Source organism: Candidatus Poribacteria bacterium (assembly GCA_021295755.1).
In the GTDB taxonomy this organism is placed as follows: domain Bacteria; phylum Poribacteria; class WGA-4E; order WGA-4E; family PCPOR2b; genus PCPOR2b.
Genome location: JAGWBT010000087.1, coordinates 25,201 through 51,665, shown reverse-complemented (window position 1 = coordinate 51,665; position 26,465 = coordinate 25,201). Strand labels below are relative to the sequence as shown.

Here is a 26,465-nt window from a genome sequence, read left to right as displayed (position 1 = left end):
AAACTTACGTTATTATAAAAATCGGTTTTTTAGGAGAGTATGATACCAAAACCAACTATCAGCCAGCCTGAAACACACTCAATCGAGATTTCCCGATTTTTACACCTGCCTTCAAACCCAGTGAAAAGATTGAGTGTCAACTGCACGCAGAGGCGGAAATACCAATCCAACAGTAGTATTTGTGGGGTATCTATTGCCAAATGCCTACTATTCATCGCAGTAATAGGCATATCACTCACATTCACCACAGTATCCCATACAGAAGAATATAACGAAGCACCGATGCTGGCAGAGCTTGTCAAACAGGGGAAACTTCCACCGGTTGAAGAGCGGCTTCCGGAGAATCCACTGGTTCTGAGTCCACCTGAAATTGGTAAGTATGGGGGGACTCTGAACCGCGTGTGGCTCGGTTTTTCAGATAAATGGGGTGTTGAAAAGTTGACCGGAGAATCGTTGATAGAATGGTCCGAAGATGGCACTGAAATTATTCCCTGTGTTGTCACGGATGCACAAATTTCCAATGGAGGTCGTGTATACACTTATCATATCCGAAAGGGAATCAAATGGTCAGATGGTCATCCATTCACCACCGAAGATATTTTGTTTTACTGGGAGGATGTCCAATTTGATAAAGATATCCTAAATGTCCCCGGATTTCAATATAAATCGGGTGGTGAGTATGGGAAACTTAAAGTGTTAGATGAACATACCTTTCAAATAACCTTTAAGGAACCCCATCTATTTTTTCATACGCTGATTGCAAATTACCTCGGTTTTACCTCATATCCGAGACACTACCTCAAGCAGTTCCATCCAAAATACACCCCCATCGGCGAGCTGAAAAAGAAAGCAAAAAAAGCCGGTTTTGATACGTGGCTTCAACTTTGGTCCGCAAAGTCCAGCAGCAGTGGACAAGGTTGGTTTGTTGGTAATCCAGATCACCCAACGCTTTTCGCGTACAAAGTCACGCAAGCAACACCGGAACGTCTTGTGCACACCCGCAATCCCTACTACTGGAAAGTTGATAGTGCCGGCAATCAACTTCCCTACATCGATGAAATCGTCCATACTTTGACAGAAGACACCACTATGCTGAATCTGAAAGCCGCCGCCGGCGAAGTCGATTTTCAGGGGCGGCGGCTCAGTCCGAATAATCTTCCCACCTTTATGGCAAATGCAGAAAAGAATAACTTTGATGTGGCGCTTTACGATACCCACATTGGTGCACTGCCCGGAATATTTATAAACCAAACGGTTGAAGACTTGACGCTGCGGAAAATCTTCCAGGACGTGCGTTTTAGACAAGCACTTTCCGTTGCCATTAATCGTGAGGAAGCCAACGAACTTGTGACCATGGGATTGCTAACACCAAGGCAGGCTTCGTCAGCTTCAAATAGCATTTTCCATCGTGATAAATGGGCGAACAATTATGCACAATACGATGTAAAACTGGCAAACCGTCTACTCGATGAAATGGGACTCAAATGGGATGGGAAATATCGCTTACGCCCAGATGGAAAGAAACTCACCGTCGTTGTTTCCTGTTATCAAGGCTGGCTCGGCACTGAAGATGTTGACACAGCAGAAATGCTAAAGGAATATTGGGGTAAGATTGGCGTTGATGTGGCTGTTGATAATCAGGCTCGCGAGCAGCTTATGCCCAAGTGGGCAGACAACAAACTTCAAATTGGCCTCTATGTCTATTTTCCAAGTTACTCCACCATGGTGCATTTTGTCCCTTATGCAACAGATTCGTGGTCCAACTCGTGGGCACCTTTGTATTCTCAGTGGTACCATTATGATGGAGAACAGGGTGAAAAACCTATCCCTGAAATGCAAGCCCTTTTCGATCTCCACCAAAAAATACTTGTCGCAGAAACCGAGGCTGAACAAAAGCGACTCTTAGAACAAATCATCCAGAATCATATTGATAACTTATGGGTTATCGGTGTTGTAGGTGATGTTCCCCAACCCATGATTATTTCAAAGAGATTAGGTAATGTTTCAATGGAAGGCGTGTATGCACTCGCCTACAACAGCCCGAAAAATATTGCATACGAAACCTTCTATTTCAAAAATTAATCATAGTAGGTACGGAGGCAGTCATGGTGTAAACTCTCACAAGTATAGTGAAAAGCCAAAAAAATAAACCATGATAATACGGTATATTATCCAAAGATTGCTTTATGCGATCCCAACGCTCGTCTTCATTTCAATAGTGAGTTTTATCATCATTCAATTGCCGCCGGGAGATTTTGTTGATTATATTATGGCTGAAATGGCAAATGATGCGAGTCGGCTTGACGCAGACTATGAAGCGCAACTGCGAAAGGAGTTGGGGGCTGACAAACCTGTGTATATTCAGTATCTCTTATGGATGCAAGGTGTTCTTGTCGGTGATTTTGGCGTCTCCTTTATGTGGAATAGACCCGTTAACGAAATCATTTGGGAACGATTAAGCTATACGCTCCTCATCGCTTTTGTTTCATTAATCTTTACCTACTTGCTGGCAATCCCGGTTGGGATCTATGCAGCCACACACCAATACTCCTTTGGGGACTACACGCTCACATTCTTGGGTTTCATTGGCGTGGCAACTCCGAATTTCCTTCTCGCACTTGTACTGATTTGGATATTTCATCAATATTTTGGAATAAGCATCGGCGGCTTATTCTCACCTGAATTTTATGATCAGCCGTGGAGTTTTGCCAAATTTCTGGACTTTATCAGTCATTTATGGGTTCCGATAATCGTGGTCGGTACAGCTGGAACTGCTTGGTTAATTCGTATCATGCGCGGAACACTCATGGACGAATTAAGGCAACAGTATGTTATGACCGCGCGAGCTAAAGGGGTCAGCGAAAGACGTCTTCTATACAAATATCCTGTGAGAATGGCGTTAGTCCCCATCATCAGTGTAATCGGTTGGCAACTTCCAGAAATGATATCCGCGACAGTCATCACCTCGGTCGTCCTCTCCCTTCCAACAATTGGTCCCATTTTCCTAAAGGCACTATCAGGGCAAGACATGTTTCTCGCCGGATCCATCGTGTTGATCTTGTCATCACTGACAGTTGTTGGAAATTTTGTTTCTGATATTCTATTGGTTATCGTTGATCCGAGAATTCATTTTGAATCAAATTAGGCAATGATTTTCTTAAAGAAAAGAAAAAAGCGAGAAAAAACGGAACAGGATAACAATCTATATTCAGCTTTATCTCATCGCCAACTGATTTGGATTCAATTCAAAAAGCACAAGTTGGCGCAAATCAGCCTAACCCTATTAGCTCTATTCTACTTCATTGCTATCTTCTGTGAATTTTTCGCACCATATCGGCTTGGAGATCGGCACGCCAAATACACCTACTTTCCTCCCCAAGATGTCCACTTTTTCGACGAAAATGGTTTTAACTTCAGACCATTTGTGTACGGTGTTAAGCGCACAATCGACAAAAAAACTTTCCAGAAGATCTATGAAGAGGACAAGACAAAAAAGTATCCTATCAGACTTTTCGCTCGTGGAAACACTTACAAGCTGTGGGGATTATTTGAAACCGACATACATCTGTTTGGTGTTGACAAGCAGGGAAGTATATTTCTGCTAGGCACAGACCGGATGGGAAGAGATCTGTTATCTCGAATTATCTACGGTGCTCGAATCAGTCTCTCTGTAGGAATCATCGGTGTATTGCTTTCGCTTATAATTGGTTTATTCCTTGGCGGCATTTCAGGCTATCTTGGCGGGATTTGGGACATTGTCATACAACGTGTTGTTGAAATACTCCGCTCTTTCCCGACTATACCACTTTGGATGGCACTCGGTGCAGCGGTCCCACCCGAATGGTCGCCGGTGTTGGTATATTTTGGCATCACAGTGATTCTCTCTTTTATGGGATGGACAGGAGTTGCAAGGGTCGTCAGAAGTCAGCTGCTTTCGCTGAGGGAGCAAGATTTTGTCATGGCGGCTAAGGTCAGTGGTGCTACAGATGGCTACATCATTCGGCGTCATCTGATACCCGGCGTATTTACCTATATCATTGTACATTTAACGCTGGCGATCCCTTGGATGATTCTCGCCGAAACTTCGTTGAGCTTTCTCAATATAGGACTTCGACCGCCTGTAACGAGTTGGGGTGTTTTGCTCAAAGAGGCTCAAGCGGTTACCACCGTTACTCTATACCCGTGGATTATTACGCCTGCAGCGGCTGTAATTGTCGCGGTGCTTGCCTTCAATTTCGTGGGTGATGGCTTGAGAGATGCGGCGGATCCGCATCGTCATTAAGAACCGCTAATGATCGCTAAGGTGGCCAAAAAATTTGACTGAGTGAGTATATAATGTTGCCAGTGCTTGAAGTGAATAATTTGAAAACGCATTTCTTCCTCGATGAGGGCGTCTTAAAAGCCGTCGATGGGGTCAGCTTTAAGGTCTCTGAGAAACAGACGCTTGGAATTATAGGCGAAAGCGGCTGCGGCAAGAGCATTACTGCCCAATCAATCCTACAAATAGTACCGCACCCCGGCAGGATTGTTGATGGAGAAATTATCTTATATACAGACGGGGAGGAACCGGTTTTTATTAATCAGCTAGATCCATTTGGGAAAACGATTCGTGATATTAGAGGCCGTCAAATTGCGATGATCTTTCAGGAACCCATGACAAGCCTCAGTCCGATTCATACCGTTGGGGACCAAATCATGGAAGCCCTTCTATTGCACGAAACCCAGAACCGAACAGAAGCACGCGACATCGCACTGGACATGCTCAATCGTGTAGGTATCAACAACCCATCCCAAAGAATAGAAGAACTACCACATCAGCTTTCTGGCGGAATGCGGCAGCGCGTTATGATTGCTATGGCGTTATGTTGTGAACCGAAATTACTAATCGCTGATGAACCGACAACCGCTCTGGATGTAACGGTACAAGCGCAGATCCTTGAACTGCTACAAGAATTGCAGGGGCCATCAGGGATGAGCATGATCTATATTACACACGACCTCAGTGTCATTGCTGAGATTGCCGATGAAGTTGCGGTGATGTATCTAGGGCGAATTGTTGAACAAGGACCAACCCGCGAAATCCTTGATAATCCACTTCATCCTTATACACAACGGTTATTGAAAAGTGTGCCTAAACTGGGTCACAAAGCTCGTTCAAGGCTTGAAACTATAGAAGGCAATGTCCCAATTCCCCTTGACCCGCCTCGGCGATGTGGATTCTTTTCTCGCTGCCCTGAATCTAAAACAGGGGTTTGTGATGTAGATATTCCAGCTCTACTAGAGAAAAATAAAAAACATTCGGTCTGTTGTTTTCTACACAGTGACGAAATCGAAGGCGTTGAAGGATGAATCAAGAAAAAGGGAATGCAAAACGGCTTTTGGAGGTGCAAAACCTCAAAAAATATTTCCCTATTACGATAGGTTTCTTAAGGCGCGAGGTGGGTCAGGTCAAAGCGGTCGACGATGTGAGTTTCTCTATCGATCAAGGCGAAACCCTTGGCCTAGTAGGAGAAAGCGGTTGCGGAAAGACAACCTTGGGGCGTAGTGTTATACGGGCGATTGAACCGACTGATGGTATCGTGAAGTTCAGAGCCGACGGAGAAATGGTCGATTTGATTTCGCTGAACCCAAAAGAGATTCGAGAAGTTCGTCAACACATGCAGATGATTTTCCAAGACCCTTACACATCGCTTGACCCCCGTATGACAGTACTAGAAATTGTGGGCGAGCCTTTGGAGGTAAACGGTATAGCCAAGGGGGTCGAACTGGAAGAACGTGTCAAGGCACTTATGGAAGTCGTTGGTCTAGAGGTCAAATACCTGAAACGTTACCCTCACGCATTTAGCGGTGGTCAACGGCAGCGTATCGGTATCGCAAGAGCATTAGCCACAAATCCAAAGCTCGTCGTATGCGATGAAGCGGTCAGTGCCTTGGATGTCTCAATTCAAGCCCAGATTCTCAATCTACTCCTTGACCTCCAAAAAGATTTACAGTTAACCTATCTATTTATTTCGCACGATCTTTCTGTGGTCGAGCACATTTCCGACCGGGTTGGCGTGATGTATGTCGGAAAATTGGTCGAGATGTCAAAGACCGAAGATCTATTTTTTCGCCCCAAACACCCCTACACCGAAGCACTGCTTTCAGCGGTGCCAACACCCGAAGGAGACAGTAAAAATCGACGGATTATTCTTGATGGTGAAGCAGCAAACCCGGCTGATATCCCCAACGGTTGTCCGTTCCATCCCCGCTGCAGATATGCCGAGGATATCTGCAAAACTGAACCACCTGTTTGGCAAGAGATACAGCCTGACCATTTCACCGCCTGTCATTTTGCCAAGGAATTGGTACTAAAAGGCGTAGAACAATATGGAGACTGATGGTAGTCAAGTTTGACACCTTCCGTGGCGGTAGGCGGAAGCCGCAAAAACAACGAAAAAGTTGGCACACTAGGGAACGATTTTAGGTGCGTTGATATGGAGTCCTAACTATGCTCACCGACGAACAAATCAACTTCTTTAACGAATTCGGATTTCTTGTGTTTCGCCAGTTGTTTAGTCTACAAGAGATGGAGACCATCGGCAGCGAGGCGGAAATTGCCTTGAACGAAATTTACCAAGGTCGCGAAGGCGGTCCCCACGGCAGTTGGGTGCCACTTCTTGGTCCCTCCACTCCTTTCAACGCTTCCCTGCTTGAGGACGAGCGCTTCTACGGTATTGCCACCCAACTCTTTGACGAGAACATAATCGGCTTAAACACCGATATGCTCTGGTGGCAGGCTAATACAGGCTGGCACCGCGATCTGGATGTGCCGGGGAACACCGGATTGAAATTCATCTATTATTTGGATGCGCTTCAAGCGGAGAACGGATCTTTACGCGTCGTGCCGGGGTCCCACATAGAGCCTCACCACACCAATGTTCCCGAAGTCGAGCCTCTGCGTCTCACCCCAAAGGATGAGGATTACATGCGAAAGGTAAGAGCGCTAGAAATCCAGCCGGGTGACCGCATGCTTCCTAGTGTAGCCGTGGAATCTGAGCCGGGTGATGTAATCGCATTTGCTATGCCTTTGTTACACGCTAGTTTTGGAGGTGCTCCCAATCGACGCTTCGGTGCGACTGTATATTGGGTTCCGTCAAAAACCCCAGAGCAGGCAGATGCTCGCCGCAAAGAAGCGCGCACCATACACAGCAACCACTATCGTATGTTCAACTACCCGATTGATGCACCCTTTTGTCACCCACACTGGATCGAAGGCGCTCAAGGAAATCCTGTGCGCGAACGTTGGATTGAATGTTTACGTGATCTGGAGTGGATCAGTACTTCATGAATATTATCATCAGCGATAATCGAGATTTCATATCAATTCCTGCATCGAGATGACAGATAACTGACCTAAGAAAGAATCACTTTGAGTCCGACAGACAATCGTTTTCCTGCTTCAACCCGCCGCCCTCAACCAGAAATCCGTTGGCGTGTAATCTGGCTGGCGGTGGCTATCATCCCCTTTAACAACTATTGGGTCTACGCGATGCTGCGGTGGGCACAGGGCCTCCCGACGACTATGTCGCTCTTCTTCAATGTGATTTTTATCTTTGCGATTCTGCTTGTATTGAATTATGGAATTTCCCTATATTCGCCTCGCTTGGCATTGACGCAAGGCGAACTGCTGACGTTCTACACCATGCTCTCCGTCGCCACTGCAATCGCCGGTGCAGATTTCTTCGCCGTAATTATCACACATATCGCCGGCGGCGGCTGGCTGGCAACTGAGGAGAACGAATGGGCGACATTGTTTCACCGTTACTTCCCCGATTGGCTAGCATTGACCGATAAAAACAGCCTCACGACCTATTTTGTCGGTGAATCGACCCTTTACCTTGACGAACATCTTCGGTTATGGTGGAAGCCCGTCCTTTCGTGGTCTGGGTTTATCGTCGTCCTTGTTTGCACGGCATTTTGCATCAACGTCATTATGCGGAAACAGTGGATTGAGATAGAACGACTCAGCTACCCAATTATCGAACTCCCGCAGCAGATGACAACCAAGGGCTTCTTTCGGAATCGGTTGATGTGGGCTGGAGCGATCCTCGCGGGCGGTATGGATATCGTCAACGCGCTGCATTTCTTGTATCCGTCCATCCCAGGACTCGGTGGCGATTTCTTCGATTTGCGCCCCTATTTTACTACGAAACCGTGGAACGCTATCGGTTGGACACCCGTCACGCTCTTCCCCTTTGCCGTTGGGATGGCATATTTTATGCCGCTCGATCTCTCCTTTACGTTCTGGTTTTTCTATATCTTCTGGAAATTTGAATTGATCATGGGGAGTATTCTCGGGTTTCAGCAGATCCCCAATTTTCCCTATATCTTTGAGCAATCGTTTGGCGTCTGTGTCGGCGTGCTGATTCTGGTGTTTTGGAGTGCGCGCCATCATATACGAAATGTGCTGATAGGCGCATGGCGCGGCGATAAAGCGTCTGAGTCTAACGAACCGATTTCTTATCGTACGGCAGTCCTCGGAATAATTATCGGTTTCCTACTGTTAATCGGGTTTTGGGTCGTAGCGGGGATGTCGCTTTGGGTTGCTGTCCTAGTTTTCATCATCCATTTTATAACCGTGACCGTTACAGCCCGCATTCGCGCCGAGCTCGGACCTCCCCTCCATGATCTCCGCAGGATGGGACCTGATGTGTTAATTCCACAGATGTTTGGCATGCGGCGAGTCGGTCCTAGAAATCTCAGCCTGTTTGCGCTCGTATTTCCTTTTAATCGTGCTTATCGGGGTAATGCTATGCCGCCGCAACTGGAAGGACTGAAGCTCGCCGAGCGGGCGGGTATCTCAACGCGTCGCGTCGGATTTGCGATACTAATCGCTGTCGTCATCAGCCCGCTGCCCCTGTTCTTGGGTGGATTGCAGCTCGGCTACGAATCCGGTGCAGTGGCGTTTTGGGGCGGCGGTGTCTTTCGACGGACTCAGGGCTGGCTCACCAATCCAATGCCTGTGGATATCCTAGGAATCTTGGCAATGCTCTTCGGCACACTCTTCACTTTCGCTCTCACCGCCTTACGTCATCGTTTCGTTTGGTGGCCCCTCTATCCCGTTGGGTACGGCATCACAGGGACATGGGCGGTCAACTTTTTTTGGTCCTCGGTGCTCGTCGCTTGGGTGATTAAGTTGTGCATCCTCCGCTTTGGAGGCATAAGGACGTTTCGTCGCCTAGCACCGTTCTTTCTAGGAATGTTATTCGGCGAGTTTCTACTCGGAGGTGTGTGGGCGCTGATTGGTGTGATTGTACAGAGACCGATGTATCGATTTATTTGGTGAGGGCTAAAATCTCTATTGACTTTGTTCTCGTCCGCTATCATTTCCAATAGGATGTCCAACTGACGGTGCCGCTTGACTTTTACTTACTACAATTTATAATGAGAACAGAGCTGTATGTCACTTTCATAAAGTCCATATTGAGTTTAACGTTGTTCTTATCACCTCCATTGGAGGCTTAATACAGTGCCCGAAACGACCTTTTTATCACACTGTGCCTCATTCCGATCAATATTTACTTCCTTATTCAACTCGAAGTCGTCCGTTATACATTTCCCACGCTCGTCCATCCGCTATCAAATGTTATTTTTATTCTGTTTTGGCTACTTCTGATTGGAGCCCTCCTCAAGAAAATTTCTCCCAAGCTTGGAATTAGTTCGTCGGAACTTCTGACGATCTATGTTATGTTAGGGATCGTATCATCTCTCTGCTCGGGTGACTCGATGCAGATTTTGATCCCCCTTTTGGGGCATCCCTTCCGTTTTGCAACACCTGAAAACCAATGGCGCGAACTGTTCTGGAAGGAACTTCCCGCTTGGCTCACCGTCCAAGATGAAAAGGCACTAACCCCCTATTACGAAGGAGGATCCAGTTTCTATATCAAACGGCACCTGTATGCCTGGCTCCGTCCCGCTCTGGCATACGTCCCATTAATCTTTGTCCTGATGTTTGTGATGCTGTGCATTAATACGTTGTTACGGATTCAGTGGACGGAACGGGAACGGTTGACCTACCCAATTATTCAACTTCCACTGGAAATGACAGACACTAGTAACAGGTTCTTCAAAAATAAGCTGATGTGGCTTGGCTTCAGCATCGCTGCGTTGATTAGTATAATGAACCTGCTCAATTCGATTTACCCCGCGGTTCCCTATATTCCCGTCAAGCGTCAGAATTTACACCAATTTTTCACCGTCCGCCCTTGGAATGCGATGGGCTCCTTCCGGGTTTCGTTTTATCCCTTTGTCATTGGCATTGGGTTCCTCATACCCCTGGATCTCCTCTTTTCATGCTGGATGTTTTACGGAGTCTATAAGATCGAACTAATGGTCGGTAACATAATGGGATGGCGCAATCTGCCGCGTTTTCCCTATTTTAACGAACAGGCATTGGGGGTTTACGTTGCACTGCTCGTATTTGTCTTGTGGATCGGCAGAGTCCATTTCAAAGGGTTGGTGCGCCATCTGCTAGGCTCATCTTCACTTGATGATTCCCGTGAACCGATGCCGTATCGCTTGGCAGTCGCCGGCATAGTAATTGGATTGATATTTTTGATGGTATTTTCCTACAGAGCGGGGATGTCCTTGTGGGTTACTCCGATCTTTTTCGCGATTTACTTTCTAGTAGCGATAATGATTGCGAGGCTCCGTGCGGAATTGGGTTTTTTAGTACACGATTTACATTATATTGACCCGCACAATACGCTCGTCACCGTATTTGGAACACGCCGCCTCGGATCGAGCACATTGACCGTCTTTTCGTTATATCAGTTTTTCAATCGCGCCTATCGGGCTCATCCGATGCCACCACAACTAGAGGGTCTGAAAATCGCTGAAAGGCGAAATATCAATCCGCGTCATATAGCTGCAGCGATTCTACTCGCCACTTTAATTGGGTCAGTGAGCGTTTTTTGGGTGTTGTTAGATAGCTACTACCGACACGGCGCAGACACCGGGTACTATGGACCATGGGCATTAGGGTACGGACGAGCCATCTATAATCAACTCGAAATATGGCTGAACTATCCCCAGGAGACAGATGTTCCAGCTATCGCTTTCATGGGAGGCGGACTCGGTTTCGCAGCACTACTCATGTTCCTAAGAACGCGCTTTCTGTGGTGGCCCCTCCATCCACTCGGCTATGCCATGGCAAATAGCTGGGGAATGTTCAATCTGTGGGCTTGTCTCTTTGTTGCATGGGTAGCGAAAGCAATCATCCTACGTCACGGCGGACTTAAGGCATACCGACAGGCAATCCCCTTCTTTTTGGGACTTGCCCTAGGAGACTATATATTCGGCAGCCTTTGGAGTATTATAAGTATTGCAACCAACAGCACTCTGTATCAATTTTTTCCCTAGTGGGCAGAGATAACATCGACCTGCTTGTCGTAGATATCAACACATATAGTTGGTGAGATGAAAAATATATCGACAGACTCTCAAAATACCCGTTTTACCCTAACAGAGAATACCCCTGTGCCCTTCCAGAGTGGTTTAACACTTAAATCATTCGTTATCGCTTTCCTGCTGATTCCAGTCACCGTTGCTTGGATCATTCAGCTTGAAGTGGTTCGCCATACCTTCCCAACGCTTGTTCATCCGCTCTCGCATGTCATTTTTACGCTCTTCTGGCTCGTTCTGATTGGGTGGATATTCGGTAAAATCTCACCTAAACTCGGTCTTTCCCAACAGGAACTCCTCACGATTTACTTCATGTTGTGTATTGTCTCTACCCTTTGTTCGTACGACTGTATGGAGATCTTTGTACCGATTATGGCGCATGCGTTCCGGTTTGCCAGTCCTGAAAATGAATGGCGTCAGCTGTTTTGGCGACAACTTCCAGAGTGGCTTACCGTTCACGATGAAAAAGCGGTGACGGCGCTTTATGAAGGTGGGTCAAGTCTTTACATTGAGAGGTATTTGAAGGCGTGGCTTGGTCCGGCGGTGGCGTGGATGGCGTTTATCTTCGCATGGATGGTTGTGATGCTATGTATCAATGCGCTGTTGCGAATTCAGTGGATTGAGCGCGAGCGGTTGACCTATCCGTTGACCCAACTCCCGTTAGAAATGACCAATCCGAGGTTAGGGTTCTTCAGAAACAGATTGATGTGGCTCGGTTTCGGCATCGCTGCGTTGATTAGTATTGTGAACCTGCTCCATTCTATCAACCCTATTGTCCCATATATCCCTGTCAAACGCCAGGGCATCAGTCACTATTTTACCACCCGCCCTTGGAACGGGATGGGCGGTGTGCAAGTCGCGTTCTATCCTTTTGCTATCGGGATCGGCTTTCTTATACCACTGGATCTCCTATTTTCATGCTGGGCATTTTTCTGGATCTACAAGATCGAGCTGATGGTTGGTAGCATCATGGGTTGGCGAGGTCTGCCGCGCTTCCCTTACCCTGCTGAACAGGCTTTCGGTGTATATATGGGGCTGCTAGGATTCGTCCTCTGGACTGGCAGATCGCATATCAAAGGACTGGTGCGTCATCTCTTCAGTTCCCGCGCCTCCCCGTCGCAACTCGATGATTCCGGTGAACCGATGCCATATCGCCTTGCTTGCGCGGGTATCCTGATCGGGCTGATTTTTCTGATGGCATTTTCCTACAAAGCAGGCATGTCGCTGTGGGTGATCCCAATTTTCTTCGCGATCTATTTCTTGCTATCAGTAATGGTTACGCGACTAAGGGCAGAGTTGGGGTTCCTAGTACACGGTTTGAAATACATCAGTCCACATAACATGATTGTTGTCGGTGTTGGCACATGGCGACTTAACACTAGTACGCTGACCGTCTTTTCGCTGTACATGTTTTTCAATCGCGCCAACTGGGCAAATCCAATGCCGGAGCAGCTGGAAGCCTTGAAAATCTCGGAAAGGCGACAGATTAACCCGCGTCATACAGCCGTTGCGATTCTGCTTGCGACAGTGATCGGATCAGGGGTAACCTTTTGGCTCTTGTTGGATATCTACTATCGACATGGCGCGGAATCTGGATACTTTGATCCCGCCGTATTGGGATTTGGGCGTGATGTCTATGTGCAGCTTGAAAATTGGCTGAACTCTCCCAAAGAGCCAGATCGTCCAGCGCTTGCCTTCATGGGCGGCGGGCTTGTACTTACTGTCTTGCTGATGTTTTTGCGAGCGCGTTTCCTATGGTGGCCGCTCCATCCGCTCGGCTATGCCACAGCACAGAGTTGGGGGATGGCGAACCTTTGGTGCTGTCTCTTTGTCGCTTGGGCGTGCAAGGCTATCATCCTGCGTTATAGCGGATTCAATGCATATCGACGCGCAATCCCATTCTTTCTCGGACTCGCGTTAGGAGACTATATCTTGGGTAGCCTCTGGAGTATTTTGGACATTCCAACGACTATCTCTTTATACCTATTTTTCCCTTGATATAATCAAGTTACTATCTATCATCTCTGCTTGGCTTGAATAGACATATCCAAGCCATGCCCACAGACAGTGGATTTGGCAATCCACTGCAAGTTGCTTTGAATCCCGCTTGTCCCGATTCATCGAGGATCTTATCGGGGCGGTGATTGGTTCGGTTTAGCTCTCATTCTCCTAGCTTGCAACGTTTCCTATAAATGACAACTTGCGTTAATATGTGAGTGTGTATCGCTTTGAGGCAAAGTCTTGGTCAATCGAGTCGCTTCAGATACTGTTTGACGATGTCTATTCCCACAAGATCACTATACGCTGTCTGTATTCGATCCGTAACGGGTCCCGGTACACCGCCATCGCCAATGGTTGAACCGTTGACAGAGGACACGGAGCAGAGACAAAAACTAGTAGAAGTCACAAAAGCCTCATCGGCTGTGTAGACATCATAGAGATCGATATCTGCCTCTTGCACCTCAATGTTCAGACCTTGGGCGAGTTCAATGACAGTCTCGCGGCTTATACCTGCTAAGACATACTGTTCCTTTGGTGTAATGACCACCCCGTTTTTGACAATGAAGAAATTGCTTCCGAAACCTTCGGATATATTACCGTTGATGTCCAGCAAGATAGAGAAGGCGTCTGGGTTCTGCGCTTTTACCTCCTGATCTCCAAGTAAGAGGTTGATGTAATTGTGCACCTTGACCCTAGGACTCATACACTCAGGTGGTGTCCGTCTTATCGAAGGGATGACAACGCTCAAACCGTCTCGGTAATACCGTGCCCGCGCAGCGAACGGTAAAGGGTTGCACTCGATGATTACCGTCGGCTTATATTTGCCCTCTCCCGCTAGAACACCTCTGCTGATCCGCTGTATCACCCAGTAGTCATCGCCTGGTCCTAACAGGGGCTGATTTGCCGCTAGCACCTGTGTAGTCAAATCTGCCATCTGTTGCTGGGGAATTCCCGGATCTAGACGCATATATTTTAGCGAATCGTACAACCGATCCAGATGTTCCTGTAGTTTGAATATCACCCCACCGAAGGTGCGAGTCGCATCGAAGACCGCATCCCCGGTCACAAATCCCTGATCTCGGAAGGATACCTTCCCTTCGCTCTCTGGAACTATCTCTCCATTGATGTATACCATACGTTCTTGATCCATATCGTTTACCTACTCCTTTCAAGTTGCTAGGGACTCTCCGAAAAGTCCGCTGCTCTGCTGTGGAAACTTCTAAATTTTAACAAATATGTGTTAAACGTCTTGATAGTGGAAATATTTTCTCGGAAGGTTACGCTATCGATTGACTGTGGTTTTCGGCTTAAAATGTAAGCACTTCCCACACTCTATCAGGACTTCCAGTCAAATATCACACCCAGCAGAGCCTCTGGCCTGTTCTTCATCGTCTCATAGATGCGCGGTGCTTCTGTTATCGAAACCCGATGCGTCACCAGCGGTGCAATTCGGATGGTACCCAACCTGACAAAATGTAGAAGGATCTGTAGGTCTTCGAGTGTGAAGTGAGATGAGGATTCAATTGAAGCTCTTTTGGAATGAAGCATGCTTTGGTGGAACTTCGTCTCGCCCCGACCAGCCAGCGCACCGATGGCTCCATATAGGGCAAGCAGGTCATTCCTATAAATATCTTCAAATAACGTCGGTGCCCCACAGGCATCAACGATGCGGTCATAGGGAGCTCCGTGCTTCAGCGCCTCGTCTTCAGATGGCTCTGAGACGTTTATCACCCGGTGTGCGCCGAGCGTTCTGGCAATCTCAAGCCGCCGAGGATTGAAAGCGCCGAGGGCGCGCGAGGCCTGTGCCACAGATTGGCCAATAAGCCCCAAGCCTGCCACCCACACATTATGGGCGGGGCCAACACGGAGGCGTTTGGAGTGCTGCATTCCTACGCCGGCTACACCAAAGAGGGCGCAGAATTCACGCTCGACATCGTCGGGAAGTTTGATGCAGAGTCGAGCTCTTTCGTTGGTAGTTTCGACGTTTACCAGATGCCATCCACGGTGGCCCCCGTGGACGCCGAGAAAGACGACATCACCCACCGAAAACGCTTTGACCCGATTCCCTACACCGTCGACAACGCCGATGTGCTGATAGCCGGCACGAGTGGGATAATTTGTTCTACCAAAGTCATTCATCAACGCATGCCGCTCGGTACCATTGGTCACACCTGAATAGAGCGTGCGGATCCGTATCTCTGTTGGGTCTGGGGCTGGTGGCGGTCCCAGATCAAAAAATGCCATTTCACCCTGTACCGGAAACTCTATGCCAATATTCTGCATTGCTTCAACCTTTTGATTAAACCGTGTCAGTTACCCTGCCCTAAAGGATGGGGCTTCAACTGCTAAGAATTTGGTGAAGGTTTGAAACTTTCGCAAGGTTGGATGCACTTGCCCTTTGAGGATAGTTCGGCATTCAACCGTAAGAGTTGTTCCTCTGGAAATTTTGCGCGTTACCTCCTGCTTATCCGGCGACAATTTCTATCGTTCCGGAAGCAGCGATGTCAATCCACCATCGATCACAAAATTGGCACCGGTGATGTTGGTTGCTCTCTCGCTACATAAAAACAGCGCCAATTCTGCAATTTCTTGCGGTGATGTAAAACGTTGGGTTGGATATTGTGAGCGCCAGACCTCCCATTGTTCGTCTTTGGTACGGTTAAACAGTTGCGCTGCTTGGTCAACCGCTGCCTCCAATAGTGGCGTCTCCACCGATCCGGGCGAGATAGCGTTGGCGCGGATGCCGTATTTTGCCAAATCTATGGCTTCACTCCGCGTGAGCGACAGCAGCCCGGCTTTGGTCACTGAATAGACCATCGCATCCTCTTGGTTTGCCAAGCCCGATACCGAAGCAATGTTGAGGATAGCACCACCCTGTCCTTTGATGTGTGGCACCGAATACTTTGCCATTAGAAAAGCGGACGTGAGATTGATGGCGAGCGTCTGATCCCACCTTGACAGCGAAAGTTCTTCGACATCTCCCGGACAATCGACAATGCCGACAGTATTGATCAGGCAGTCAATCGTCCCGAAATTTTGGGCGACCGTCTCACAAAAACTGCGTACCGAGGCTTCATCTGCGACATCAATAGTTTCGCTGTGAACGGTTGCACCTGATTCTCGGCATTTTTCAGCGGTCTGTGAGAGTTCATCTTGACGGATGTCGCAAAGAGCTAACGTCGCCCCGGCAGCCGCAAACTTTTCAGCGATTACCTCTCCGATGCCTCCACATGCGCCAGTGATGATGACTACCTTGTTCTTGTAGTTTTCCAATCGCTTCGCTCCGTTGTGCGGTTAGCTATCTATTTCATCGAAATTCTCGTGCCAATAAATGGCTTCAATCGCACGATACTTTCCCTCTGTTTCAAAATTCATGCTGTGAACCTTGGGTACGCGCTGATCCGTCCGATTACTGATCGCTTCCGCATCGCCGATGTAAAACCCAGCGTGTCTACGAATACCGCCGTCAGGAAATTCTGTCGGTTCCCAGACGAGGACACTGCCAACTTCCGGTTCTTCTATCTTGTTCCAACCTGACCGCTGGAGATTCGCCTCTAGTCCTCTAACGGTCGTGTGTAGGTCATCTATCAGTTTACAGTGGAAAAGCACCGATGAAACGAAATAGGCACAAGAAAGTATTCCATCTCGCAGGATATCTGTCTCTTTCCCGTCAACAGAAGCATATAGATTTCGGAATAATTCCGAACCAACGCTGCGGTGAACCATCAGCATATAATTCTTAAAACGGCTTAACTCAACTTTTTGCGCCAAAATATTCCTCCGATTAGAGGCTTATGTGATCTCTCTTGAGCGTATCTCGCTCCATTACGGGAGATCTGACTTATATCCCCCAAACAAGGCACGCCCCTCCGTCTGCCAAAAACATTCCACATCAACAAACCCAATGTTTTTAAGCCAAACAACCTGATCTTCAACCGTTCCAAAGGGATCGTGGCTGTCGCGTATAGGGTCATCGAGTTTTCGTACCAAGTCGTGGTTGGCAAAGCAACCGCCCGGTTTCAGCAGTCGAAAGATTTCTTCGTACAACATCTGTTTGCGCTCATCAACCACATGGTGGATAGCTCGTGAGGAGACCGCCGCATCGAACTGTCGATCCGTAGGCAAGGTTGCCAACCAATTCGGAGAATCGAAGTTCGTGACAATGAACGAGAGTTGATCTTGCCACTCTGCTAGTCGTGCTTTCCCATGCTTTAGCATTTCCCCTGACCCATCGACGCACACCACCTGTGCGTTTGGATAAGCAGTCAGAATCTCGCGTGTTACAATTCCGTATCCCGCACCGAGATCTAACACCTCAATAGGTTCTTCAGCGCTGCATCGAATCAAACCCACGAGCGCGGTAATCTGTTCTGCCCGTTCCGGGTCTGTTTTGTCGCCATCTTCTATCCACTGGCGAACGTATTCGGGTGAATCCCATTCGTGTGGCATCGCATTTCTCCTCTCAATCAATCAGGACTGGCTAGGTTAACGGATTACCTTACCCGGCCTTGATTACTTAGCGAATCGCTGCTAGCACGTGTTTCATCAATTGGTCAATACAATCTGACTCTATCCACCGCACTACAACCACCAAATCATTTTCCGGTTCAATCCAAATCATGTTCCGTCCAGCACCCAGAGCACAGAAACTCGTTTCTGGTGCGCTTGGGAATAGCTGCCTATCCGTATTGAGCCACCACATATAGCCATAATCCGGTTCAACCGGACACGGTGTGGTCGCTAGATCTATCCACCGCTCAGAAAGTATCTGCCGTTCACCCCAGCGCCCACGTCGCAGAAATAGATAGCCGAACCGCGCATGATCTCTGGTGCTAATCCAGACTCCACCACCCCAGTGACCACCACCACTGACCGACTGCATCTTCCGTCCATCAATTGTCAGCCACGAATTTCGGTAGCCATGCCATCGCCAACTATTGGAAGCACCGATAGGGTCCATCACGTTGTCTTTTAGCACCTGCGGCAGCGGCTTGCGCCAAACACGCAGCAGAGAAAGCGCGAGCCGGTTAACACGGACATCATTGTAAGCAAAGACGCTGCCGGGGGCTGGAAGCGCATTATCAGGACCCCGCTCTCCCTGACTGTCAGCATAGTCGGGTTTGTCCCAAAGCGTCCCCTTCCACTCACTCGTTTGTTGAAGCAAGTGATGCCAAGTAATTTGGGCGTTGTGTGGTGAATCGAATCCACCGTCGTTTACATAGTCTCGGACAGGTTGATGTACGTCTCGAATCAGGTCGCGGTCTAACGCTAGTCCTGCTGTCGTAGACAGATAACTCTTGGTAATACTAAACGTCATGTCGGCGCGCTGCGTCTCGCCCCATTCGGCGATAATGTAGCCGTGCCGCAAGATAAGTCCGTTAAGCGCGGCCCGGTCTTTTATCGATCCAATGACCTCGGGGTGGGATTCTTCCCTTTCCATCTCGGTATAATGCAACCGTAGTTTACGAGACCATGCGGTTTCGACCGTCTGGGCATAGTGAATTGCCTCGTTGAGAGAGTCAGGATCAACACCCACATCCTCAGGTTTTCTGCGCTCCCAATCGTCCCCTCGTTCCGGATAGTATATATTTTGTGAAAATTGCATTTAAGACCTCCTATTTAATTTCTATACTCCACAAGAAGCACCTCGTGGAGACTTACCGCTGGCACCACAACCGTTGCAGCGGCGCTTCCTGACACCTCTAGATTTGTCTCCTGTAGCGGCAATCGTGCCGATTTCACCGCGAAGTCATTAAACCGAACCCGAATATTGTGGATAGGGTTCACCTCACGGAGCGACAAAAAAGTGGTCATCTCTGCATCGTGTTTCTCACGATTGGTAATACGCCACGGCAGGAGTGGGATGGGATTGTTGAGCAGATGAATCATCAACTCATTCGCATCTCGGTGGGCAGCGGTTACCTCAATAGCTTCCGGCATCTCAAACTCGATAGGTGGAGGTGTTTGCTTCACTAAGTCGATGATGAGCCGTTTCAGTGGCGGGTACGGATTGTTCATATATGCGCCACCCACATCACCGCAGATATAAATCGCTTTGCCTTTCCCATAACGGTTCATTGTGATAGCCGGTTCGGGCGAATCATAGTCCATCCTTGGGTCAAAATCCTTCAGCAAGCGTTCCCCTTCTAGACAGCTTCGTGTGCAAAGTACATGGATGTCCGCATCCGGCAGAACGGACACCGCAGATTCCTGACCGTAAAAACAGATGACATGACCGAATTGGCGCGACAGCTCTGCATCTTGAGGGACGTATATGATACCGTGGTCATTTGTGCCTCCACGTGTTCCTCTGTACTCCACGCCTAATACATCGGAGAGGGCAAATTTTCCACGCTCACGTCCAAGCTCGTCGAGCAGCGAAGTCTCATGGGTGGCGATGAGCGTGCCACCTTCATGGACAAATCTTCTGATAGCCTCGCACTGTTCGTCGGACAAACACGCGCTGTTTGAGAGAAAAAGCAAGCGATATTGGGACAGCGTCTCGTAGTTCAGTCGTTCGTCCAAAACGAAGTCAAACAACAGATGTGACCGATTCAATATCTCGTAGGCACCGTAAGCGTCCTTCTGCCCAATCTCGTGGAAGTAGGTTTGTCCTGTGTTCTTGGGGATCTCCGATGGACGAAAATCCCGGTTCTGCTGTGAGTAGTGGAGCGCGACGTATTTGACCGTATCGCCTTTGATGTAATCGACCCGTTTCTTAAATTCGCTGAAGACAGACTTAACCGTATCCTTATGGAGAATTGTCGGTCCATCGAAAGGATTGCCGCACGGGGCACCGCCGTTAGCGATGGCGGCAAGGCCAGCGATTGCGGGGGAAAACGTGTCAGGATAAGGTGCACCGCCAAATCCTTGGAGTGATTGAGTGACGTTCCGGAAGAGACCGAAGGGGGTGCCAGTTGACCGTAGCACTTTTGCTGTAAAGTTGGGTTCGCGTAGGGAGCGAAATGTCTCCACGAAGAAATAGCCACCAACATCTTCCAAGTGGAATGAGTTGAGCGGGTGACCGTCTGACCAGTCGGCAGTTGGTCGAATGTATGAATTCATGTCAAGGATGACATCCGGATGCTCTGCCCTGATCTGCCGGAAGAGATGGTGCATAAAATCCTTCATCTTCTCATAGCGCCAGTTGACAAAGTGTCGGAAGTCCAGAGAATCAAAGTCAACCTTTCGGGGAATTTCCAACCCCGTCTCTTCCCGAAACAGTTTTTCACAGTATTCACAACAGCAGGAGGGGTAAAAAGGACGCTCTTCGTGGGACCCGTAGTTGGTGTCGTCGAAATAGAAGCCATCGAGGTCAAGATTGTCTAACCATTCAATGAGATATTCCGGTAACCAGTCCCGATACGGTGAGTTGAAGCAAAACCAGCCCAGATTTTCGATTTCAGGTTCCGATTTATCGGAATGCTCGGAACGATGTCTTCCATCATCCAGAAACTGCATCAACCACTCCGGATGAAGCGGCTTGAGTGGTTTGGTGTATATGACAGGATAGTAGCTGAGGATAAGGATGCCCCGTTGGTGCGCCAGTTCCAAGAATCTAGGCAGGCGATCGTTGTCAACATTGGGAGGTGGCGGAATCATCTTTGAGCGAAAGCGGGGCGTACCCCTGTTGATCTCTCCATCGACTACCTGCACTTCGACACCAATTTCATCGATGAAGTCCACCCACTCCTCGACGGACAGTCCGACATATGACTCCCCCGGTTGCACACAACTTGGATAGCACTCTATGCGGCATACACGCTTTTCGTAAGGCTTTTCTGCAAGCCTTTGCGCGGTAGACCCAACCCGATTCACTTTTGGTCCTCTGTCCTCTGCGTTCACAGTATATCCCCCTCAATACTCAACCCAACATGGTTCTAAACCCTTCTTGGGTTATCCAGTTAGCCTCCCACGCTTGCTTTGGATACAATTGTTCCCTCAATAGCATTCAGAAACTCGATGACTTCGCTGGTCGCCGGTTGGGTGTTCTGAAATTTGGATTGATATTCTTTGAGGATCTGATTTAGTCGTATCAGATCCGTTCGACGATCTGCGGTCGCTTCTCTGACACGCTCAAACTGAGAGCCGATTTCTTCAACGGATACACCATCCGGTTTCCGCAGCCAGCTGCCATCCGGAGCTTTCATCAACAGGTGCGCTTCGATAGCGTTCAAGGCACGCTCCGCCATCCAATATCGCGCCCCCTCAGGTCCATCCACCCTTTGATAAAGCAAGGCTCCGACTGCGGCAATAATTATCACCACCACGAGCCCGGTGGTCGCCATACGCCGATAACAGCCCTTCCTCTGCGCCATATATCACAGTTTCCCCTCGCGGATTGTTAAATCTGCTTGCAACTTCCGGTTAGCAATAACCATCGTGCCGTGTGTATCGAAAAGTTCGAATTCGCCTTCGATGACATCAAAAACAGCAATGTCGGCGACCGTCCCAATTTTGAGATGACCGAGTTCAGTCTCACGCCCAATTGCTCTTGCCGCAGCAATCGTTGATTTTTCAATGACCTCCTCAAGCGAAAGCCCAAGATTCAAGAATTTTGATAACGTTGTTGGGAGATCATAGACAGGACCGTTGATGTTGCCGGAGTGCAGGTCTGTACTAATGACATCGGAGATGAATCCCTGCTCCATCGCACGTTGAGCAACTTCGTAATTAAAACTCCCGCCGCCATGCCCGACATCGAAGATAACCCCATCTGTACGCGCTGCCCACGCATCCGGGATAACCCGTCCTTTATCATCAACGATACAGTCACCGTTTCCTTGGAAGCAGTGGGTGACGACATCGCCGGGACGCATCAGTTTGAGAACATCGGGGAGCGGAACACCCGTCCCGATGTGCACCATGACGGATGTATCGGCAATTTCAGCGGCTTCAATTGCTAACTTCAACGGTTCAACACCATTATCACCGACTTGGGATTTGCCTTGGCGCACTTTAACGCCGACAGTGATTTCCCGATTCTGCATGAGCGTGTCAGCGACCTTCTCTGGATGAGCGTACTCAAGTTCGTGCATTTCACCTACGGGTCCATAAACGAGACCGATGCCAGAGATATGGATATAGGTTAAGATGTGTGTTTGCGCCGGCTGTGCAATATACTCCCGAAACCCGGGGAATGTCGCCCAGCCTGGGCTGCCAGCATCAACAATTGTCGTGACGCCAGTCGTTGTGCAGACCGGATCCGCTTTAACCCCCCATGTCGTGACACCTGCGTAGACATGGGCATGGATGTCCACTAAGCCGGGAGTTACATGCTTCCCGTCAACGAAAACCGTTTGCGTCGCCTTCCTTGCAGAAATATCCTCCTCGATTGCTGCAATCTTTCCATCAATAATTGCAACGTCGCGCCGGTCATGCAATTTCTGCGCGGGGTCAATAACGGTTCCACCTTTGAGCAATATGTCATATTTCATTTAGATTATTCCTCATCATTTTTTATCATTTTTTTCTGCTTCTACCTCATCACCATACTTCTGAAATCGGCGGTACACTTTTTCGTTAAAAGCCCAAAAAGAGAACGCAGCTTCTTGACTGTGGAACGAACCGGATGCCATAAATTGAAATTCCTTTACGAAATCCACTGTCATATCCGATGATTTTTTACTATCTGATGCCAGAGATAATCAAGAGGAAATCCTGCTATTTCAAAATCATATACTGCCTCCGATGGCACTATTGGCACACCGTCTTTGAGCGCATAAACATATACGTTTGTAATGGCAAATTGACTCTGTTCGATCGCCTTAATTACCTCCAGTGCATCTCTCATCTGCCAACTCGGTTCATCAATAAAGCTTGCTTTGATCGCTTTCGTGATGAAATACCCCGGCAATTGTTGCAAATACAGCATATTGGAATTATTCAGATCAAACTTACTCATGATCATTTCCATTCTCCACGACTGATCCTACGGAGGTCCACCGGGTAAGTTTGTAGCCTTCACACTATCCTCGGGTATATTTGACCTCGGAAGGATTATCCACAGTATTACACTCCCCGCTTATCTCCCCAAATATCAACGTGAACCCGCGGTGAATAGCGATAGCCGTGTTCCTTACAAATGTCCACAAGCCACTCCTGTTTGGGTGCCAATTCTTCGGGGGTTATGCCTTGGGGCATCAGCACAATTGTTTCTGTGGGGATGGGGATTTCTGCCTGTAGTGCTTGAATCTCTTCGATATCCGCAGGCTGATCAACGACAAACTTAACTTGGCACTCGTACAAGTCAAGGAATTGCCGGATGACATCGGGGCGGATACGTCCGCGCTCATGTCTTTGAAAAAAGCGATTGTCGCTGGGTGGATTGGAGTTTCGCAGTTTGGGGCTCATGGAGATGAGGTGCGCCGCCACAGGTGCAAAAACGGTCGCATTCGTCTCAATAGTGATGTGGTGACCACGTTCGTCAAGCGCTTGGCAGAGTTGGGTCAACTCCTTGACTTGGATGAACGGTTCACCGCCCGTGATAACAACATGCTTGCAATCGTACTTCGTGATCGCTTCGACTGCTTCTATGAGGGTGATGTGCTTATTCTCTGGATTCCAAGAGGTGTAAGCTGAATCGCACCAGTCGCACCTTAGATTGCAGTAGCTAGTCCGAAAGAAAACGGAGGGTACGCCAACCAGTTTGCCCTCGCCCTGAATTGTGTGGAAAAATTCGCTGTATTTCATAATTAGAAAGACAAAGCCAATTTGAGTTGTTGGGGCGGGGTTGGGTGTCCGACCTGATACCCTTTCTGAAGCTTGTCGTGGTGAAGTCGGGCCCACTCCTTTTCAGCTGCCTCAAGGTGGGAGTCAAACACCTTCTCCGCTTGCTGAAGACCTCCATCACGACGACCATAGCGGCTAATGACAGAGTAACCATTGTCCGTCAACGATTGAGCAAGGTAAAGATGATAGACCTTGTCCGATGTTCCCTCCTGATAGTAGAGGTGTGCAACTCGCCTTGAAAGTAATTTGTCATCGAAGGGAAGGAAAATTGCCTCCTTTGAAGGGAAATAGAGGGAGGCATTCCAGTCTCTATTCATACGGGACTGGTAATTTGTATAAGCGAAGGTGCACAACTGCTTTTCGTCTGCCGAATGAAATTGTACCCGCTGTTCAGGGATTGAACAAAGTTCATCCAAAACGACTGGCAGCCTTTCTCGAAGAATTTCCGGCGTCTCTTGGATTGAGGAGTGTGCCACCTCCAGCCCTGCTGCTTGTGCGTCTTCCAAGAGTCGCGCCTTCCAATCCAAGAAACTCGCTTGAGAAACGCCGGCGGTGTAAAACTCCAATCTCATCTATTACTCTCCTTTTTTCAAGAAAGTTGGTCGTTTTCCGGCAGATTTCTCAAAGCGATTGATTCATTGGTATATCTTAGGTGGGAAGTAGAGGAAGGCAAACTTTTTAATCCTTCATGTGAAGAAGTTTGCCTTCTGTGTGATACTGCCTCTAGGGGTATCAGTCCACAAAAGCTAGACCGTTCCCTCAATGAGTTCAATCTGCACGTTATCTGGACCCTTGACGAAAGCGATTGGTAAGCCAGACGGTTTAGCATCTTCAATCTCGGCCCCTTTTGCTTCCATCTCTGCAAGGGTGGCATCGAGGTCTTCTACTCCAAACGCCAATTGATAAACGCCCCAGCGTGGATTGCCGCTGGTCGGTTCCACTTCCATGTCACCAAATTTCGGTGAAAGGAAAATTTTCTCTCCACCAATATTCATCCGAACGATTGGCAAACCGCGTACCTCTACCCGCTCCGTAACTTCGCCATTGAGCATCTTTTCGTAGTAAGCAACGGCTGCTTCAACATCTTCACAACGCAGATGAACGTGATGAAATGTGTATCCCATTTTTATATCCTCCTAAAGAATGAAATGTTGTCTTGGTCGAAGACTATATCTTGACCTGATACAGGGATTATTATAGACTAAAAGCAGAGCGGATGTAAATATAATTCTCTGTTGGTGCCCAGAAATTCTCTCAGCTTGCTTTTGAATCTGGATGAAATTCGGATTAGAAAAGAGATTGTGCGTGTTGCAGATACCCTTGGATCCAGGGGCGTGTTCGATCGCTCATTCCGGCAAAATAGTACAGATCCAACCAGAGCGTCAGCCCGCGTAGGAAGGCAAGCCGCAGGTGGGTGGGAAGCATAGCCCTTTCGGTTTCAGATAATGGGCAGATGCTTTCGTAGGCGCACAGAAATATAGATTGCTGATTTGAGGTTAGAGGGATATCTTGATAAACGGCGGGGAAGAAGACCAGCGCGTAACCCAGATCATATAGACGGAACGCGGGGCAAGCGGTATCCAGATCTAGAATTGCGCGAATAGTCCCACCATCAAACTTGAGATTTTGGGCGCGGTAATCGCCGTGTATGAGCCATTCCTGTCCGTATTGTGTATCGTGTCGTGCACCCACCGAACTCTTGAGAACTTCAACCTCCTGAATCCATGAATCAATTTGGGTTGGTGACACCAGATATTTTTCCACAATGGGTTGGAGACGGGATAAACGCTCCTGCAGTTGTATAAAAATCTCGGTTTCTAGGGGAGGTCTGGCAAGTTGGATCTGGGGTTGAAGTTGGCGGAGTTGCTGGTGTAAACGTCCGAGCATTGCCCCCGATGTCCGCAGCTGCTCCGAATTCGCAACGTCGTAGTCAGATCCCTCAATGAATTCAGAGAGGGCATACACCTCCCCTATTTTCGGGGGCTGGTCGCATATGCTGAACGTTTCTCCACTGTTATTCGGCAATAACCGAGGAACAGGAAAATCTTTCTGATGCAGAAAGGTTTGGACAGCGTGCGTGAAGGCGATTCGTTGAAGGTCGGATTGTGCAGGGGACTTCTGATTCCGCGCTGACTTATAGATTTTCAGAAACAATGTTTTCCGATTGGTTGCAAGACGCATGGTTGTGCTCATTGCGCCGGTGCCGATTGGTGTCGCGGACTCGATGGTGAGGTCGTAGTTCTGACGGATGGATACCTGAATAGCGGTGGCAAGATCAGAAAGCATAA

At 48.4% G+C, this 26,465-nt stretch carries 23 protein-coding genes; 9 read left to right on the top strand and 14 right to left on the bottom strand.

The genetic code is table 11. The annotated features are described in order from the left end of the window. Positions 1 to 39: 39 nt before the first annotated feature. The 9 genes from J4G02_13615 (at position 40) to J4G02_13575 (ending at position 13,443) form a co-directional block, all read left to right on the top strand. Positions 40 to 2,082 (top strand): ABC transporter substrate-binding protein, encoded by a 2,043-nt coding sequence (locus tag J4G02_13615; protein ID MCE2395614.1) that lies wholly within the window; start codon positions 40 to 42, stop codon positions 2,080 to 2,082. 73 nt (positions 2,083 to 2,155) lie between these two features. Then, on the top strand, positions 2,156 to 3,145 hold the full coding sequence (locus tag J4G02_13610) for an ABC transporter permease (GenBank protein ID MCE2395613.1): 990 nt from the start codon (positions 2,156 to 2,158) through the stop codon (positions 3,143 to 3,145). Positions 3,146 to 3,148: 3 nt separating this feature from the next. After that, positions 3,149 to 4,282, top strand: a complete 1,134-nt coding sequence (locus tag J4G02_13605) for an ABC transporter permease (GenBank protein ID MCE2395612.1) — start codon at positions 3,149 to 3,151, stop codon at positions 4,280 to 4,282. Between the two features lie 53 nt (positions 4,283 to 4,335). Further along, positions 4,336 to 5,349, top strand: a complete 1,014-nt coding sequence (locus J4G02_13600) for an ABC transporter ATP-binding protein (protein ID MCE2395611.1) — start codon at positions 4,336 to 4,338, stop codon at positions 5,347 to 5,349. Next, positions 5,346 to 6,380 (top strand): ATP-binding cassette domain-containing protein, encoded by a 1,035-nt coding sequence (locus J4G02_13595; protein MCE2395610.1) that lies wholly within the window; start codon positions 5,346 to 5,348, stop codon positions 6,378 to 6,380. Before J4G02_13600 ends, J4G02_13595 begins: the two co-directional genes overlap by 4 nt. Before the next feature lie 110 nt (positions 6,381 to 6,490). Next, positions 6,491 to 7,330: a phytanoyl-CoA dioxygenase family protein gene (locus J4G02_13590; GenBank protein MCE2395609.1), complete on the top strand. Its 840-nt coding sequence runs from the start codon at positions 6,491 to 6,493 to the stop codon at positions 7,328 to 7,330. An 81-nt stretch (positions 7,331 to 7,411) separates the two neighbouring features. After that, positions 7,412 to 9,328 carry a hypothetical protein gene (locus tag J4G02_13585; GenBank protein ID MCE2395608.1) on the top strand — a complete coding sequence of 639 codons (1,917 nt, stop codon included), beginning with the start codon at positions 7,412 to 7,414 and terminating at the stop codon, positions 9,326 to 9,328. 203 nt (positions 9,329 to 9,531) lie between these two features. Then, positions 9,532 to 11,403 carry a hypothetical protein gene (locus J4G02_13580; protein ID MCE2395607.1) on the top strand — a complete coding sequence of 624 codons (1,872 nt, stop codon included), beginning with the start codon at positions 9,532 to 9,534 and terminating at the stop codon, positions 11,401 to 11,403. 57 nt (positions 11,404 to 11,460) lie between these two features. Further along, positions 11,461 to 13,443, top strand: a complete 1,983-nt coding sequence (locus tag J4G02_13575) for a hypothetical protein (GenBank protein MCE2395606.1) — start codon at positions 11,461 to 11,463, stop codon at positions 13,441 to 13,443. A gap of 247 nt (positions 13,444 to 13,690) precedes the next feature. On the opposite strand, the gene J4G02_13570 is transcribed toward J4G02_13575, so the two are convergent. The 14 genes from J4G02_13570 to J4G02_13505 all read right to left on the bottom strand — a co-directional run bounded on the left by J4G02_13570 (position 13,691) and on the right by J4G02_13505 (position 26,463). Further along, positions 13,691 to 14,596 (bottom strand): aminotransferase class IV, encoded by a 906-nt coding sequence (locus J4G02_13570; GenBank protein ID MCE2395605.1) that lies wholly within the window; start codon positions 14,594 to 14,596, stop codon positions 13,691 to 13,693. 185 nt (positions 14,597 to 14,781) lie between these two features. Beyond that, positions 14,782 to 15,729: a zinc-binding dehydrogenase gene (locus tag J4G02_13565; GenBank protein ID MCE2395604.1), complete on the bottom strand. Its 948-nt coding sequence runs from the start codon at positions 15,727 to 15,729 to the stop codon at positions 14,782 to 14,784. 198 nt (positions 15,730 to 15,927) lie between these two features. Continuing rightward, complete coding sequence (locus J4G02_13560) at positions 15,928 to 16,719, bottom strand: SDR family oxidoreductase (GenBank protein MCE2395603.1); 792 nt, start codon at positions 16,717 to 16,719, stop codon at positions 15,928 to 15,930. A 21-nt stretch (positions 16,720 to 16,740) separates the two neighbouring features. Continuing rightward, positions 16,741 to 17,217: a hypothetical protein gene (locus J4G02_13555; GenBank protein ID MCE2395602.1), complete on the bottom strand. Its 477-nt coding sequence runs from the start codon at positions 17,215 to 17,217 to the stop codon at positions 16,741 to 16,743. 54 nt (positions 17,218 to 17,271) lie between these two features. Next, positions 17,272 to 17,895, bottom strand: coding sequence for a class I SAM-dependent methyltransferase (locus J4G02_13550; protein ID MCE2395601.1), 624 nt, complete (start codon positions 17,893 to 17,895; stop codon positions 17,272 to 17,274). Between the two features lie 67 nt (positions 17,896 to 17,962). Further along, on the bottom strand, positions 17,963 to 19,051 hold the full coding sequence (locus J4G02_13545; GenBank protein ID MCE2395600.1) for a serine hydrolase: 1,089 nt from the start codon (positions 19,049 to 19,051) through the stop codon (positions 17,963 to 17,965). A gap of 14 nt (positions 19,052 to 19,065) precedes the next feature. Next, positions 19,066 to 21,291: a hypothetical protein gene (locus J4G02_13540; GenBank protein ID MCE2395599.1), complete on the bottom strand. Its 2,226-nt coding sequence runs from the start codon at positions 21,289 to 21,291 to the stop codon at positions 19,066 to 19,068. Positions 21,292 to 21,350: 59 nt separating this feature from the next. After that, positions 21,351 to 21,764 carry a hypothetical protein gene (locus J4G02_13535; GenBank protein ID MCE2395598.1) on the bottom strand — a complete coding sequence of 138 codons (414 nt, stop codon included), beginning with the start codon at positions 21,762 to 21,764 and terminating at the stop codon, positions 21,351 to 21,353. A 3-nt stretch (positions 21,765 to 21,767) separates the two neighbouring features. Continuing rightward, entirely contained in the window at positions 21,768 to 22,883 is a 1,116-nt protein-coding gene (locus tag J4G02_13530; protein MCE2395597.1) for an amidohydrolase/deacetylase family metallohydrolase, read from the bottom strand. A gap of 170 nt (positions 22,884 to 23,053) precedes the next feature. Beyond that, positions 23,054 to 23,350 (bottom strand): hypothetical protein, encoded by a 297-nt coding sequence (locus J4G02_13525; GenBank protein ID MCE2395596.1) that lies wholly within the window; start codon positions 23,348 to 23,350, stop codon positions 23,054 to 23,056. 107 nt (positions 23,351 to 23,457) lie between these two features. Beyond that, positions 23,458 to 24,138 carry a 7-carboxy-7-deazaguanine synthase QueE gene (locus tag J4G02_13520; GenBank protein MCE2395595.1) on the bottom strand — a complete coding sequence of 227 codons (681 nt, stop codon included), beginning with the start codon at positions 24,136 to 24,138 and terminating at the stop codon, positions 23,458 to 23,460. 2 nt (positions 24,139 to 24,140) lie between these two features. Beyond that, positions 24,141 to 24,749 (bottom strand): WGR domain-containing protein, encoded by a 609-nt coding sequence (locus tag J4G02_13515; GenBank protein MCE2395594.1) that lies wholly within the window; start codon positions 24,747 to 24,749, stop codon positions 24,141 to 24,143. A 174-nt stretch (positions 24,750 to 24,923) separates the two neighbouring features. After that, positions 24,924 to 25,301, bottom strand: a complete 378-nt coding sequence (locus J4G02_13510; protein MCE2395593.1) for a VOC family protein — start codon at positions 25,299 to 25,301, stop codon at positions 24,924 to 24,926. Positions 25,302 to 25,464: 163 nt separating this feature from the next. Continuing rightward, positions 25,465 to 26,463, bottom strand: a complete 999-nt coding sequence (locus tag J4G02_13505; GenBank protein ID MCE2395592.1) for a phosphotransferase — start codon at positions 26,461 to 26,463, stop codon at positions 25,465 to 25,467. Positions 26,464 to 26,465: the final 2 nt, after the last annotated feature.